Origin of the sequence: Saccharolobus solfataricus (assembly GCF_900079115.1) — an archaeon.
GTDB classification, from domain to species: domain Archaea; phylum Thermoproteota; class Thermoprotei_A; order Sulfolobales; family Sulfolobaceae; genus Saccharolobus; species Saccharolobus solfataricus.
This window is the reverse complement of record NZ_LT549890.1, coordinates 1,507,585-1,522,248: the sequence shown is the minus strand read 5'-3', so window position 1 is coordinate 1,522,248 and position 14,664 is coordinate 1,507,585. Positions and strand designations below refer to the sequence as shown.

Here is a 14,664-nt window from a genome sequence, read left to right as displayed (position 1 = left end):
ATATTCTAATTACTAATTTAAAAACTTTTACTTTCTCTATTTTTCAGAATAGTTACAACATTAACAATTTCAACATTGTCACAAGCATCGACACACCTAGCACATACAATACAACTTATCCTATTAGAATAACCTTTTTTCAAAATATCGTTACTAATAGGTATCTTAACTGGGCAAGAAGTATCACATTCCTTACTAACGCATTCTTTGCAAGTATTAACGTCTTTGGCCCTAATCTTAAACAACACCTTGTTAAATATTCCATTGAAAGTGCCGAAACCACACCAGCCTTGCCTAGCACATGAATATATTCCAAAAATTGGAGTTAAAAAGTAAAAGAACCACCATATGTAGTTTAACGTAAACATACCGTAAAAGTCTAAGGGATCAATAGGAAGCTTAATTTTCCCTAAACCCATCATCACGAAAAGGTAAAATGCGATGATCAATGGCACGAGAAAAATCCACCTCAAGTAGTCCCAAAACTTACTGTTTTTCTTAGCTGAAAATTGTTCATAGAACACATTAGACCACATGTGAGCGGACATACAAACAAGGTTACAATAAACACCCCTGCCAAATAATGTTGAAAATAATGCAATAACGACTAGGGAAATTACGAAAGGTGCTAAAGTCACGGGAAATATCATACCACTCATTCCGAAAATATAATAGTTTGTATAGTAAGGGATCAAAACTACGAATATTGGTATCCCGGTTAGAATACCTAAAGTCCACGCCTTTAAATATCTTGTCTTAACTTTCTTAAACCTCTCATAAACTAAATAACTCATCTCAGCGCCCATCATTATTACGTAAAATGGGGCCATGGTAGTTGTCATTATAGTCATGAATGGTACCATCACTAGTTTACCAAGTAAATTGTACTTCATTATTGTCATAGTAATCATTGTTAAAGGATTAATTGGGAATAACCACCAAAACGGATTATTGAAAGGCGATCTCATCATATGTGAACCTATCATCATCTCGCAGTTCATCGTATTAACGAAGAGTGAGTTAGTCAGATTAAACCCTAATACACTCTCTCCAAAACCCATTGCCAATTCTGTTAAGTTTACTAATACAAGGAAGAGGAAAGGTTTAGGTGAGATTTTCTTAGCAGGAACATTGTAAAATATCAAAAAGAAGTACCAAACCATTGACGCAATCATAGATAGGGTAAGGAAATATAAGTTGCTAAGTGAAGCAAAAAAGGTTAAACCGAGCATCATTAGGAGATTGAACAAGGATAGAGAGATCGCAACTAATTGTCCTTGAAATGTTAACATTCTCATTTCTGTTAAGTATAACAACACGATGTTTACTATCATAAAAAGTGAGGTCAAAATTGACATTATGAACTCAAGCATTCTATCCATCAAATAAAGGGAGGGCATGAAAGCCATGGAAATGGCAAATGTGGTTATAGCGAACTCCATAATGCTTCTTCTCCTCAATATATAGAGGAAGAAAATCGCATCACCTAACATCATGGCACCATAGGCTGGATTATTAATCGCGGTAAGTAAAGGATTAGGTAAGGGAGTGAAGTAATTACCATAAAGATAACCCATTGCTAACTCATCGAAAACTATAACCGATGATAATAATAACCCATATTTCCAATTTCTATTAACGTTAATACTATGGTCCTTTATTAGGAATGATATAAACAGAGGTATCAATACTAGAAGCATTCCAGATATGAAAAGTAATACATTAAGCTGAGCTAACGCTAAACTTTCCAAACCCATCATCAATACTATCGAAAGAATTATTAACAAACCCTTAACCCTTACGTATTCTCTTCTTAAAATCAAACCAAATATCCAAAAATCAATTGTCATCATTATAATAATGTAAACAAGAGAGAACAACTTGAGTATAGTCTCATATTCCATATGGTCTATTCAAGTTTCAAAAATTTAAGTTTTACTTGAAATAACATTGGAAAAATAATATTATAGTACTATTTTTCACTTTTAAGCAATTTAGCATCAAAATAAATCTAATGTATGAATTAAATTTCCTACATTAATGACGTCTGATCAATTTAATCTTTTATATGAAATTTAATTTATATAGATAATTCAATTTTTTAAGAATTTTCGATCTAATGGTCTTATTTAATTATTGTAATTATCGTTTTTCTCATTTTTTCTAAAAATTTTTAAGTATGAACTACGATAGTAACATAATGGTAGAAAATAAAGGTCTTAGACTGAATAGAAGGGACTTCTTGAAAGCTTCTGCCGCAGCCGGTCTTGTAATGGGGCTTGGTTATTTTGCATCAAAATATAATTTTAACATATTCGTCACACGGGATGCCGTAAATGATGAAGAGTTACAACCGGGTTGGCAGTATTCCTATGTACCCAGTATATGCGCGTTTTGTTCGTCAACTTGTGACATTTTAGTGGAAACTGAATATATAAATGGTTATATGAGAGCTCTCGAAATCGATGGTAATCCCCTTTCACCTCTAAATGAGGGTAAAGTTTGCCCTAGAGGAAGAGCTGGGATTTTCAGAACTTACAATGTAGATAGGCTTAAGACACCACTAATTAGAACTGGTCCAAAAGGTACTTGGAGTTTTAGAGAGGCCACTTGGGAGGAGACAATTAATTACATAATGCAGAACATAAAACAATTGAATCCACAACCATACGAATTCCTTTTAATTGGGGGTGGAATACCATGTGCAAATTATAAGCCCTATTTCATTCCGTTTACTCTAGGTACACAAATACCTAATATAAATGGTACTCCGATGCAAACGTGCTTATTTAGTGATCAAGTGCCAATAGGTTTCGTAATAGGTGGATTCGATCTACATGCCACTGATATGATGGATGATATGACGTATTCTTCTTTAATAGTTGCGTGGGGTACCAGTGGAATCCCTGCAGGAATATTCGTAAATAGGGCAATAAGGTATGCAAAAGGTATAGAAAACGGTGCGTATGTTATAGCAATCGATCCCAGGATGTCTGAAGCCGCATCTAAGGCTAATCTATGGATTCCAGCAAAACCTGGTTCTGATCTTTATATTGCCATGGCTATTATTAACTACTTAATCCAAAATAACTATTATGATGACGAGTTTGTAAGGTATTACACTAATGCTCCCTTCTTAGCCTATAAAGAAAACGATGTTGTTAAATTACTAGAGGAAGATTATGATGATGGTACTGTAAAGGCATATTACGTTTACGATGAGATAAGTGGGCAAATTATAGAGGTACCACCGTTTACAAATACTAATAAATACGACGTTAATGGTAATTTTATCAAGCCAGCATTAAACGCTCCTCAAGGTTTAACTTATAATGGTAAACAAGTACAAACAGTATTCCAATTCCTAGCACAAAAAGTTAGTAATTATACGCTCGAATACGCGGCTCAAGTTGCAGACGTTCCCCTATCACAACTTCAAGAGTTAGCATTTAGAATTGCAACAATGAAACCAATGACGATAATTACCGGGTTAAAAGGTTTCTTCAACGATCAAGCTGTACAATTTAGAAAAGCTTACGCAACTATAATGGCGTTAACTGGTAACATAGACATTAGAGGAGGTTGGGTGTACTCTGCAGTTTATAGAGAAGGTATTAAGAAAGTGGTAAATGCTTATAATAACATGGTCAGTAGTGGGAAGACGAAGCCTGGTATATTATTACAAAGGCCTGAGGTATTGGAACAACTACCAGTCAATGAATTACCAGGAGCTTTCTTCGCCATGTTTCCTATCATATATGTTTATAACAACCCTTCATTCTGGATAACTGGTGTTCCAGCACTTAGCTATGCCTATAATCAAGTTCTAAAGCAACAAGGGAAGAAACCAGCTGGAGCTTATACGTTATTTGAAGAATCGGGATCATATGCCGCAATTAAGGGACAAGTTACTTGGAATGGCCAACCCTATAAACCTAAAGTTGCAATGTCCTATGGAGGTTCACCATTTAACTTCAAATGGGATGAGTATAAACAAGTGTTGGAGACCACATTCTACATTATGATAGATATACTACCGACAGAGGCTAGTTTATATGCAGATGTGATTTTACCGGATGTAACTTATCTAGAAAGAGATGAATTCTTCTGGGATGATGGCCCAGCCATGGATAGGGCAATTAGGGGCAGATGGCAAACAATACCAGTGTTATGGCCTAATACCGCAAATGGTTTGGATTTATTCATAATGTTTGCGTACATGTTAAATCCACAAGCTGGAGACGCCTATATACAATGGATGGCTAGGTTCGCTGGGGTACCTTTAGATATATTAAAGTCAGTTATACAACAAGAGATGCCCAATTATCAACAATATTTAATGAAGAATAACGGTTATCCACAATGGGGTAGTTTCACAGCTAAAGCGTGGAGAGAGGCTCAACTTAGCGTATTGTCAGAGGAACTAAACATGCCTAAAGAGCAAATATTGCAAACCTTAAGAAATAATGGTGTGATTGTAATTAAGACTGTTGATGATTATTTTGCAAACCATGAAAGAATACCATGGGACTTACCAGCTGCAACTCCAACTGGTAGAATTGAGATATATTCAACTATATTATACTATTACGTTATACAGAATTATGGATATGACCCAGTATGGGATCCAATAATAGCTGAAATACCACCAAATTGGAATGGAGGTTATGCAGTTGAAGATGGCGTTTATCTCTCACCACCAACACCATATAACTATCCAACGTTTAAACCAACACCACCAGAACTCTTCTTCATAGAGTATAAGATCCCACAATTCGCTTACACGTCTAGCGCTGACAATCCGCTGTTGATGGCTATTACTTCTAATAGTTATCATAAAGATATCTTAATGAGGGCTTGGATAAATCCAACTACTGCAGCACAATTAGGAATTAACGAAGGAGATTGGATCGCTATCGAAAGATGGAAATTACCAAACCCAGATGGTAGCATACCTAAACTAATTGTTAGGGCCCATTTGACTCAGTGGATAAGACCAGATACAATAGGAGTACCAGAGCCTTTTGGTCAAAGGAACCCAGCATTAACTACTGCAACCAAAGCTGTAAACGAGTTTGGCAATCAGCCAGTATCAGTAATGTGGGCACCAGGTAGAAATCCTTTAGGTGGTTATCACATGAATGAGCAATTCACTGTTAGGGTTAGAAAAGCGACGTCTGATGAGATTCAAGCTGCAACACAATTGGCAAGTGTGCAAACTCCAGACACATTACCTTCACAGCAGGCTAAAGTTACCACTCCTAACAATTCCGCTTCTCAAAATGATTGGCAACAATACGTCTCATACGGTAATGTTTCCACATTAGGGTGATCCCTCATGTCCACACAAGTTTCAAACCCATATATACAATTTGGGAATACTCAACCTTGTAAACACTGGGGATTCGTGGTTAAGGTAGACCAATGTCTAGGCTGTGATGCTTGTGTTGCTGCGTGTACAATAGAGAATCAAACGCCATTCTGGCGAGGTCTATTTAGAACTCATGTTGAAGATCTAGAATTAGGAGAATATCCCAACACTCAGAGAGTCTTCGTACCTAGATTGTGTATGCAATGTGAAAACCCGCCATGTTATTATGTATGTCCAACTGGCGCTACCCAAATTGTTGCTGGAGGTATTGTAGTGGTTGACGAGTATAAATGTATGGGATGTCTTTACTGTGTTGAGGCATGTCCATATGGTGCTAGATACTTCTACACTTACGAGGATATTGAGAAGTCCAAGGAGTATTTTGGATTGAATTCAATTCACGTGGTTCCTCACGTAGATAAATGTACTTTCTGCTACGGTACAGCCCCAGAAGGCACTTATACTCCTGCATGTGTAAGAACTTGTCCGGGTCATGCCAGAGTATTTGGGTGTCTTGATGATCCTAATAGTGAGGTTAGTATATTAGTTAATACTGGGCAAGCAGTAGTGTTGAATCCGGAATTAAACGTTCAACCTAAAGTTTTTTACGTGTTTAATAGGCAGTTGGGTAGGGGAGGAGGTGGTAACTCATGAATAAATTCCTATTAGCTTGGACTATAATATTCATAATAATTGGAGGAGGGATATTACTTTACGGTATGAGCTTTAATCCCATGTCATGGGCTAATGGCCTAGTGACATTTACTGAGCCTAATGACGAGCCAATACCTTGGGGACTTTTAGTAATTGGCTATATGTTTTTCGGAGTTATAGGTACTGGCGTTAGCACTTACAATTCACTATATGAACTGTTTAATAAGAATCATCCAGAAAAGAATCCGTTTAAGAATATCTCATTAAGAAACGAGTGGATAGCACTAACTGTACTAATACCGGGCTGGATTATGGTCTTTGCATCAACTTATAAGCCTGGAGAAGCTGTCTATATTTACACGAGCTTTAGAGATACCTCAAGAATAGCTTGGAACGGTTTATTGTACGCACTTGTGGGTATTGGTATAATTCTAGAAATACTAGCATTAATAGGGGAGAAGAGAAGGGAATATAAGGACCCTATTAGTAGACTCTTGGCTTGGCTATCATCTAAATCAGTATTGATATTAATAGTTGGCTATGCAATACTAATGGAGTTAATACTGGATGCGAACTTAGGCTCAGTATTCGGCTACTTATCAACATGGGTCTACGAGTTCGGTCCATTCATGTCAATGTTATTCGTCATATTATCATTCTATTCCGGTATTGCGATGTTATCATTTATGACTCCGTTATATAATAGATTTAGAAAAGTTAAAGAAGATCCGAATAGTTTGAGTATACATGAAATGTATAAAATACTAGGAAGAGACGGTGTATTAGCTACGATAGCAGTAGGTTTTTCACTACTGTGGTGGTTATGGTTAACAGCAACGAATCAGCAAACTTCAGCTTGGGCAGAGCTTATGATTTCTGGGCCATATAGTGTAGTCTTTCTAATAGGTGGAGTACTAGTTGGTGTGATAATTCCAATAATCCTTTACGGGCTTGTATATAAGAGGGGAAGTAGCCATATGTTAGTAACATCTTCGATATTCACATTACTTGGAATGTTCTCGATAATTACGATTGCTGATATTATACCTCAATCAATAACGTGGTATTATTCAGTCTCACCAATATCTCCATCAAATTCCAACTGGGTTTACGAATTGCGCAGCATTTTCAATAACGGTCCATCGTGGACGCACCTGCCATTTAATATATCGTTCTACGATATAGTGTTCTTCATTGGCTCAGTACTACTATTACTTGGGATTTACACATTGGGCGTAATACTATTACCATTAGAAGAAGATGAAAAGCCAAGACACCTTATATTCAAGTGAAGTCATATGACATCCCTTTTTTATTCACCCCTTATTAAATACCGAGTAGATGTTTTGCCCTCATCTGAGTTGAAAAAGGAAAACATTAATACCAAAGCCTTAGTCGTTATAGGAGATGGAATTAATAGGGAAAAAATTTCAGAAGATCTAGAGCTAAACCCCTTGCTGGTAAGAATAGTTGGCAAGGATAGTAGTAAGGAAGAGGTAGAATACAACAAAGTAGTTCTAGAAAACGCTTGGCTAGCAGATTTAGCTCCAGTTGAAGAGATAAAATCCATTGATAGACGAAGTCTTTTACGCGGAGAAGTAAAAAAGGCTAAAAAGGTTGACAAGCCAATTTACCTTAGCGAATATTGTAATGGCTTATATAAGGCATGTAATGTATGTGAGTTTTCATGTCCTTACAACGCTATTAAAGTTGATAAGAAAACTGGAGTAAATATTGATTACACAAAATGTACGTCTTGTGGTCTATGTGTTGCTTCATGCCCAGTTAGTGCTATACAATTTCCATCACTTTCTCAAAATTCGATTTTTGAGTTAGCAAAGGTAAAAGGGGAAAAGAGGATTACATGCTATAGAAATACTAAAAATAGAGGAGTCAAGATACCTTGTCTAGCAATGCTATCGGAGGTAGACATAGTATTATTGAGAGGCAGTGGGAATTTAACCTTTGAATGCGTAGGGTGTGAATTACAAGATAATCTAAAAGATTTCATTGAAGTGATCAAGGAATATAATGAGAGAATAGGAGGAATCAGCTTTTATTCCCCATCTGAAAAAATTGAGGCAAAAGAGACAAAGGAACTAAATACTACTCCACAATCATTTTACAATAGGGCTGAGGCTAGAAGGAACATAAGTGATGAATTGCCATACATATTATTTGATGTGAGTATTGATAATAACAGATGTACTTTATGTGAAAGCTGCGTTAATTGGTGTCCCACATCAGCAATAATGCTCAGAAGGAGTAGTGGAGTGGAAGAAATAGACTTTGATCCCATGAAATGCATAGGCTGTAATATATGCGTCAATGTTTGCCCAGAATCGTGCAAATTAGAAGAAGGTAAAACAAGTGAGATTCCTCCAAATATAGCATCTCTTACTAAGGTTATTAAGGTGGAAAAGAGTAAAAGCGTTAACAAAGAGGTAAGGAAATTAGTGGGCGATGAATTAGTTAGATGTAGGGTTTGTGGAGCACCAATAGGTTCGAGGAAAAGTCTTAATCATGTTAAGAAAATAATGATTGAAAAGGGGGCTTCTTGTGAAGATGAATGGTTGGAGAGATGCCCTAAGCATAGGGCAGAGTACGCGTTTCAGAAACAATTTTCATTTAATGCAAGATTTAAACCTAGAGGTGATCTACGATAAAGTCTCTCTCTACGGATTTCAAGATCTTTTCCTTTTTATTTCTAAGTCCTAGATATATTAAAGAGGTTAAAGGGCTTGTAGAGGAGATAAAGGATAAGCCATATTATAATACATTAAAACAAATAATTCAATTGGCAGAAAGTAACTATGATAAGGTAGCTACAGAATTCACTTCATGTTTTATAAATGATTACAAACACGTTAAATGCCCACCTTACGAATCGTGGTATAGGGAGAGAACTGTGTATGGCATTTCAGTACAAAGAGTATTAGAAGAGTACATCAAATATGGTATTTATCCAAAGAAACAACTAGCTGATCACATATCTACAGAATTGGAATTCACATCATTCCTCTTGTTCGTAGAACAAGAAGACGAAGCTAGAAAGTTTATAAAAGAGCATATAGTAAGCTGGGTTCCCAAATTAATTGAGGATATTCTAGCAAACAGTAAAGGGGAGTATACAAAACTGTTAGGTATAGCGCTTAAGCAATTCTTAGATTACACAATACAAACTATCTTTGTAGTCAATAGATAGTTCTATTTTCTTTTAAATGTATAATAAATTTTTATCTTTGATTATTTACCTTTTTACAAGATTTAAAAAATCCTATTTAAACGATATTACACTTTATTTCTTGATGTGCCTAAGTTATTAGGGGTTCAGGATATATCAACAAATTTCCTTTTATTATCTTTGAGGAGGAAAATATGGCTAAAAGAATTAAGGGTGACGTATGGTCAAACTTAGTGTTGGTCGCGACAGTCCTTGTATACGTAGTTTACATTGCGTTAGCTGGTTATACGTTAACGCATTTACCTCCAATTCCATCAGTAGTTGAAACCGAAAACGGTACTGTATTATTTACGGGAGGTGAAGTCATAAGCGGAAAGGTACTAATGCAGAAATATGGACTATTCGATTACGGTAGCTTTTGGGGATTCGGAGGTTATTATGGAACCGATTTTACTGCTCTAGCCTTAAAAGTTATAAATCAAACTACAGATCCACCTACGATAAAGGTAGACGGTCCAGCTTACTCCTCCATAACTGATTCAGAGACAAGTAGATGGGTAGTGTCCAACAATTACGTAAAAGCTTACAACACGCTTTACAATGAGCTTTGCAATATTTTGTACAACAATTCCTCCAACTATGGACTTAAGCCTAACTTGGTTAGTCCCAATGATTTGAGAAATATAACGGCATTTATTTTATGGGGTGCAGTGGTGTTTCACCAAATTATTTCATTTGAAAGATATAATATTAGCACTTTCAAAAAGAGATTGATATAGAGAAAAACAATAAAATTATTATGAAACATAACATGTTAAAATAATTTGCAAAAAATATAGCGTACAATTCTAATAATAAGAGGAGAATTCTGAATTTTTCTCACGTGGTGAAAACGACGTGCATAGTCTCCTCTGAACACCGAGAAAGTTAGAGAAGCTTGACGAATGAATCGAAGGACAAAACCTTCTTACACGTGGACTTGAAGTTAAAGAGAAGATGATTCACTAGATTCCACGCAGAATCCAGAACCGTGTAATAGAGGAACAAGAAGATCTTATTACTCAACTTCCTAACATACCTTATCCTTGCCTTCCTAACCTTGAAACCCTCCTCAACCTGCCACCTCAACCTATAGAGTTCAGCCAGTTCATAGGGATCTCCCTCGAAGTTCGTTACGAACATGAAGTGCCTCGGCTTTCCCTTAACGTAAACCACATCGTAATAATAAAGCCCTTCAAATTCCAAGACCCTATACGCAACGTAAACCTTGTCCTTAACCTCGTATCTCTTCTCAACTAATGGAACGTTAGATAGTTCCTTGAATCCCTTCAAGTTCGACTTTCCTCTCACAATGGTCTTCACGGGCATTTCCTTGATGACCCCTAGGTTCAAGAATCCGGCGTCAGCTACAACGTAATCTATTTCCATGTATTGGCTTACTTCCCTCACGCTCCTGAGTAGGAACTGTGATGGACTGTCGCTTCTCAAATCTGCTACCTCCACTAGGAGGGGTAACCTTAAGGGATATACGAGGTCCAAGGATCTCATCTTTATTCCTTTTCTCTTCCAGTTGTAGAGTAGAAAGCCCTCTGCTTTTTCTTGTTCCTTTTCTCCCACGGTTAATCCGGTCTCATCTACAGCGACTACGTTGGTCTCTCCCTTTACTTCTCTGTAGATTGGGTAGAACTTGAAGGTTCTCTGACCTTTACTAATTACTTTCTCGCCTTGTCTTACTACCTTCAAGTAGTATTTTCCTCTGTTTCCGGTTAGCAAGGATGGCGCTGCTTTCACTATTTCCGGGTCTAGATCTTGAGAGATAACGTTAATATTGATTGTTGCTAAATTTATAGCGAGGGACTTCAGCTCCGTTTTGGATACTTGTATGGTTTGCATAACGGAGTTATGGAGTCCCTCGCTTTAACCTTTTCTTGTTCATCTCGTCCTTCCACCTACTTTCCTCTATTGATAATACTAGACAAATGGTATTACTCTTTATATATAAACTCGTTTTCTGTTAGTTTCTTCAACAAATATGAAAATTTTTTGCTTCTTGTGTTGAAATAAGCCGATTTTTCTAACTCCGCTCTGATATTTTTCTCTTCCATAGAAATTGTATCATTTTGAGTAAAATTGGTGAAACACCACTGCATGGGGTGCTATGATTTCTCTCCTAGGCTATACTAATGGTTTTCCCTACATACCTCAACAAACTCAACCATCCGTAAACGTTAGTCTATCAACGTGGATAATGGTAATCGTCCTTTTAGCGGTCTTAGTTTCAATGGTGAGCTACGTTAGTCTAAAAATACTTGACCATTGGAGAGATCCTAGAATATCTGTCCCCCTTCCTCCACCATCTGCATCACAAAGGATAGGTTTAATAGGAGTATTCTTCGCCTCAGTCCTCGCGGGTATACAAGGTTTGTTAGGATATTTGGCTATGCATTATTACGTAGACCCAGAGGGAATATTAGGTTTAATAAACTTCCTACCTTTTAACATTACTAGGGCCTTACACTTAAACATGGCAGTGGTGTGGATAGCACTTACATGGATTGCCTTTTCAATCTTTGCGTTACCATATCTGGGTGTTCCCTTATCCAGAAAGCTCTCATTTGCAATTTTAGGCTTAACGCTATTTGCCGGAGTAGGTCTGCTTCTAGGAATATTGCTCTCCTATAATGAATTGATCCCATCACCCTATTGGTTCATTTTCGGTGCTCAAGGAAGGCCAAATGACGCTGATCAAGGTACCTTCTGGTTGCTCCTAGTTGCGCTAATACTCCTTCTAGCCTCTTCATTATTCTTCAAAGCTTCAAAGTCAACCGCGGAACCTTTAAGACCATTAACGAGAATTACTGCAATAGGTCTCTTGGGATCTGGAATAGGTGCAATCTTCGGATCATTACCAATAATTGCTCCATGGCCTAACTTCACCGAAGACCAGTTCTTCTTATGGATTATGATACACTCGTTCGTTGAGGGATTCTGGCCCTCTATAGTAATACCAGTAGTATTAATACTTTTAGTTGTCAACAATTTAGTACCACCAAGTCTAGCTACGATGGCAGCGAGTATAGATTCCGCTAGCGAAATACTTTCAGGTATGATAGGTACTGCGCATCACTATTATTTTGGAGGTGAACCAGTATTCTGGATGTATTTGGGAGCATCAGCAGCCATATTAGAGGTTGTCCCTATTCTTTTCTTAACTTATTACGCATTTTTGCTGTGGAGAAGAGGTGAAGCTAAGACCGAATTTCAAAAGACGTTAGTAGCTACAACTTTAATTTCAGCCATTGGAGGGGGATTTGTAGGTGCGATTATCGGCGGAGCTTCAATATTGAACGCTCCAATAATAAACTATTATGTCCATGGGTTACAATTTACCATGGCCCATGCGCATCTTGCGTTCCCATTAGTGTGGGGTTTAACTGCTATTCTAATGTGGATTGCAGCATTATATCTCTCCAATGGGATTAAAGAAAACGAGCTAAAGACGTTAAGAATTATGATATTAATTTACGCTATCGGTTTCATACTTCAAGGAATAGACTTATGGGCCTTGGGCGCGGTTCAATTAGCTACAGTTTTAAGGGTAGGTTATTGGGCGGCTAAAGGTACACTATTCTATCTACAACCTATTCTAAATTTGATAGTTTGGCTTAGAATAGTTGGCGATATAGTCGCAGGTTTCGCTGCTACTGTAATTATAATTTACACGCTCAAGGGTGTAATTAAATCTTACAAGATCAAAATATAAAAGATAAATTACTTCTTTTTTAAACTCTTTTAATCCATATTTTGAGTTATTACCTTCCGTAAGGTAATTCCCAGTTAAGTTAAATCGGGTGATTCAGATATCCATTGCGAATTCACTTTATTTCAAAGAAGCTATAAAATTAACTAAATGAAGACGACTAATTAGTAGAGAAACACGATTCCCAATATTAACATTTTTACAACTACATTAGTTACAAATTACAAGTTGCAAAGAAGACCTAAATCGCCCGTTGTAAAGGAATTTATGCCAATTGAAAGGTTTTAGAAATAAAAAGGGATAAAACTTGATAAAGACGTACTTTGACTCAAATTAACCCTCTATTACCTATTGCAATCCTCATCTAATGTAATTATCCTCATATCATCTGAATAATCAATTATACAGAAAAACTCCAACTGATCCCCTTCATTAATAATTGCGTGTTTTACGTTAGAGTTTATAAAAATGTAGTCACCCTCCCTTAGCTCGTAAACTTTATCGCTTACACATACCTTACATTTCCCCTTAGTTACAATAACAGTCTCTTGGTACTTATGAATATGCATTGGTATAATTCCATCCTTCAATAGGGTGAACTTTCTTACAGCGTAATTAGCACCATTTTCTTTCGTAACTAACCATTGAATAAACGCATTTTTAGAACCATTAACTGGTACTCTATCCATCTTAACTTCCTTAACATTTGAAACCAAATAGTCAACCATAGGTGAAAATAAAGATTGTAATTAAAAAATCTAGCGATATCTCATAAAACAATATAAGTAACCTATAAGCATTGAAGTTAAAGCTAAAGAAAACTCAAACCCGTAAAGCATTAATCTTGTGAGCCACTCGTAATTTGTTAACAAGTAACTTAAACCACTAAACCCAGCTATTCCAATTGACACTAAATTGCCTAGGCCAATGAATTTTGGGAATAGTAAACCGGTCTTATTAGCTAAAACGTAAAGGTAAACTCCAAATCCTCCAGTGAGCCCTGCAAAGATAATGTGAAATATTAATATGCTAGTTGAGAAAGTATTTTGAACAGTATCATACATTGCCCTAACTAGCCCAAATGAGAATGCTAAAAACATTATGATGATACTAAAAATTGAATATTTATAAATCTCTCGCATATTCACCAACTTTAATCGCCTCAAACGATTTCCCAATTTCACTTATCTTTACTCTTAAAGATATGGATGCCTCGAGAAGATAATGTTGAATATCCTCCAATAACTCATACCAGGCTATACCCGGAATATCGCTCCTTATTTTAACGTCTAACTCACGAGCAATCTTCTTCAGTGATGGAACGCATGAAAAAGTTGTAATAGAACACCTATCACATTGATATGTAGCATCGTAATAGTTAAAATATATCAACTGTTTATCGTTAGTGATATACATTATCCCCTCCTTCAAACTTATCCCTTTGTTATTTACCGTAAAGGGAAGTATTGCCTTAAAACCGATTGCATTATCTATTAGTAATTCCATCCTCCTTAGTCTATCAACGATAAAATAGAAATAACTCTTACTTATCTCCCCGTCCCTCTTATCACTGCTTAAAACCCTTAAGTAATCTTTTACCTTGCTGAAACTGTTATCCCTAAGTAATACAATGTCATTTGAAATTATTGGCCTTGTAACATTGTTGATTATAAGGAGACACATATACAATACTAA

Annotated in this window: 12 protein-coding genes; 7 read left to right on the top strand and 5 right to left on the bottom strand. The window is 36.5% G+C overall.

Annotated features, from left to right (window positions below; all coding sequences use genetic code 11):
- Positions 1-17 precede the first annotated feature (17 nt).
- Complete coding sequence (locus tag SSOP1_RS08185; RefSeq protein ID WP_010923482.1) at positions 18-1,904, bottom strand: 4Fe-4S binding protein; 1,887 nt, start codon at positions 1,902-1,904, stop codon at positions 18-20.
- 296 nt (positions 1,905-2,200) lie between these two features.
- Here SSOP1_RS08185 and SSOP1_RS08180 point away from each other — a divergent pair, with 296 nt between their 5' ends.
- The 6 genes from SSOP1_RS08180 to SSOP1_RS17055 all read left to right on the top strand — a co-directional run bounded on the left by SSOP1_RS08180 (position 2,201) and on the right by SSOP1_RS17055 (position 9,988).
- Positions 2,201-5,332, top strand: coding sequence for a molybdopterin-dependent oxidoreductase (locus SSOP1_RS08180; protein WP_231918257.1), 3,132 nt, complete (start codon positions 2,201-2,203; stop codon positions 5,330-5,332).
- Between the two features lie 6 nt (positions 5,333-5,338).
- Positions 5,339-6,025: a 4Fe-4S dicluster domain-containing protein gene (locus tag SSOP1_RS08175; protein ID WP_010923480.1), complete on the top strand. Its 687-nt coding sequence runs from the start codon at positions 5,339-5,341 to the stop codon at positions 6,023-6,025.
- The gene (nrfD, locus tag SSOP1_RS08170; protein ID WP_010923479.1) at positions 6,022-7,317 is read left to right on the top strand and encodes an NrfD/PsrC family molybdoenzyme membrane anchor subunit; all 1,296 of its coding nucleotides are present in this window, start codon (positions 6,022-6,024) and stop codon (positions 7,315-7,317) included. Before SSOP1_RS08175 ends, nrfD begins: the two co-directional genes overlap by 4 nt.
- 6 nt (positions 7,318-7,323) lie before the next feature.
- On the top strand, positions 7,324-8,691 hold the full coding sequence (locus tag SSOP1_RS08165; protein ID WP_010923478.1) for a 4Fe-4S dicluster domain-containing protein: 1,368 nt from the start codon (positions 7,324-7,326) through the stop codon (positions 8,689-8,691).
- Positions 8,688-9,230: a TorD/DmsD family molecular chaperone gene (locus tag SSOP1_RS08160; protein ID WP_014511673.1), complete on the top strand. Its 543-nt coding sequence runs from the start codon at positions 8,688-8,690 to the stop codon at positions 9,228-9,230. Before SSOP1_RS08165 ends, SSOP1_RS08160 begins: the two co-directional genes overlap by 4 nt.
- A 173-nt stretch (positions 9,231-9,403) precedes the next feature.
- Entirely contained in the window at positions 9,404-9,988 is a 585-nt protein-coding gene (locus SSOP1_RS17055; RefSeq protein WP_010923477.1) for a nitric oxide reductase subunit I, read from the top strand.
- A 148-nt stretch (positions 9,989-10,136) separates the two neighbouring features.
- Here SSOP1_RS17055 and SSOP1_RS08150 read toward each other — a convergent pair whose 3' ends face one another.
- Positions 10,137-11,102 (bottom strand): ISH3-like element ISC1439A family transposase, encoded by a 966-nt coding sequence (locus SSOP1_RS08150; RefSeq protein ID WP_010923476.1) that lies wholly within the window; start codon positions 11,100-11,102, stop codon positions 10,137-10,139.
- Between the two features lie 265 nt (positions 11,103-11,367).
- Here SSOP1_RS08150 and SSOP1_RS08145 point away from each other — a divergent pair, with 265 nt between their 5' ends.
- The gene (locus SSOP1_RS08145) at positions 11,368-12,972 is read left to right on the top strand and encodes a nitric-oxide reductase large subunit (RefSeq protein WP_010923475.1); all 1,605 of its coding nucleotides are present in this window, start codon (positions 11,368-11,370) and stop codon (positions 12,970-12,972) included.
- A 341-nt stretch (positions 12,973-13,313) separates the two neighbouring features.
- Here SSOP1_RS08145 and SSOP1_RS08140 read toward each other — a convergent pair whose 3' ends face one another.
- From SSOP1_RS08140 to SSOP1_RS08130, 3 genes are read right to left on the bottom strand one after another with little or no spacing between them, the layout of a single operon-like run.
- On the bottom strand, positions 13,314-13,697 hold the full coding sequence (locus tag SSOP1_RS08140; protein ID WP_009993255.1) for a cupin domain-containing protein: 384 nt from the start codon (positions 13,695-13,697) through the stop codon (positions 13,314-13,316).
- 30 nt (positions 13,698-13,727) lie between these two features.
- A complete protein-coding gene (locus SSOP1_RS08135) occupies positions 13,728-14,111 on the bottom strand; it encodes a hypothetical protein (protein WP_009993257.1) in 384 nt (127 codons plus the stop codon).
- Positions 14,095-14,652 (bottom strand): hypothetical protein, encoded by a 558-nt coding sequence (locus SSOP1_RS08130; RefSeq protein ID WP_009993258.1) that lies wholly within the window; start codon positions 14,650-14,652, stop codon positions 14,095-14,097. The genes SSOP1_RS08135 and SSOP1_RS08130 overlap by 17 nt, the downstream gene beginning before the upstream one ends.
- Positions 14,653-14,664: the final 12 nt, after the last annotated feature.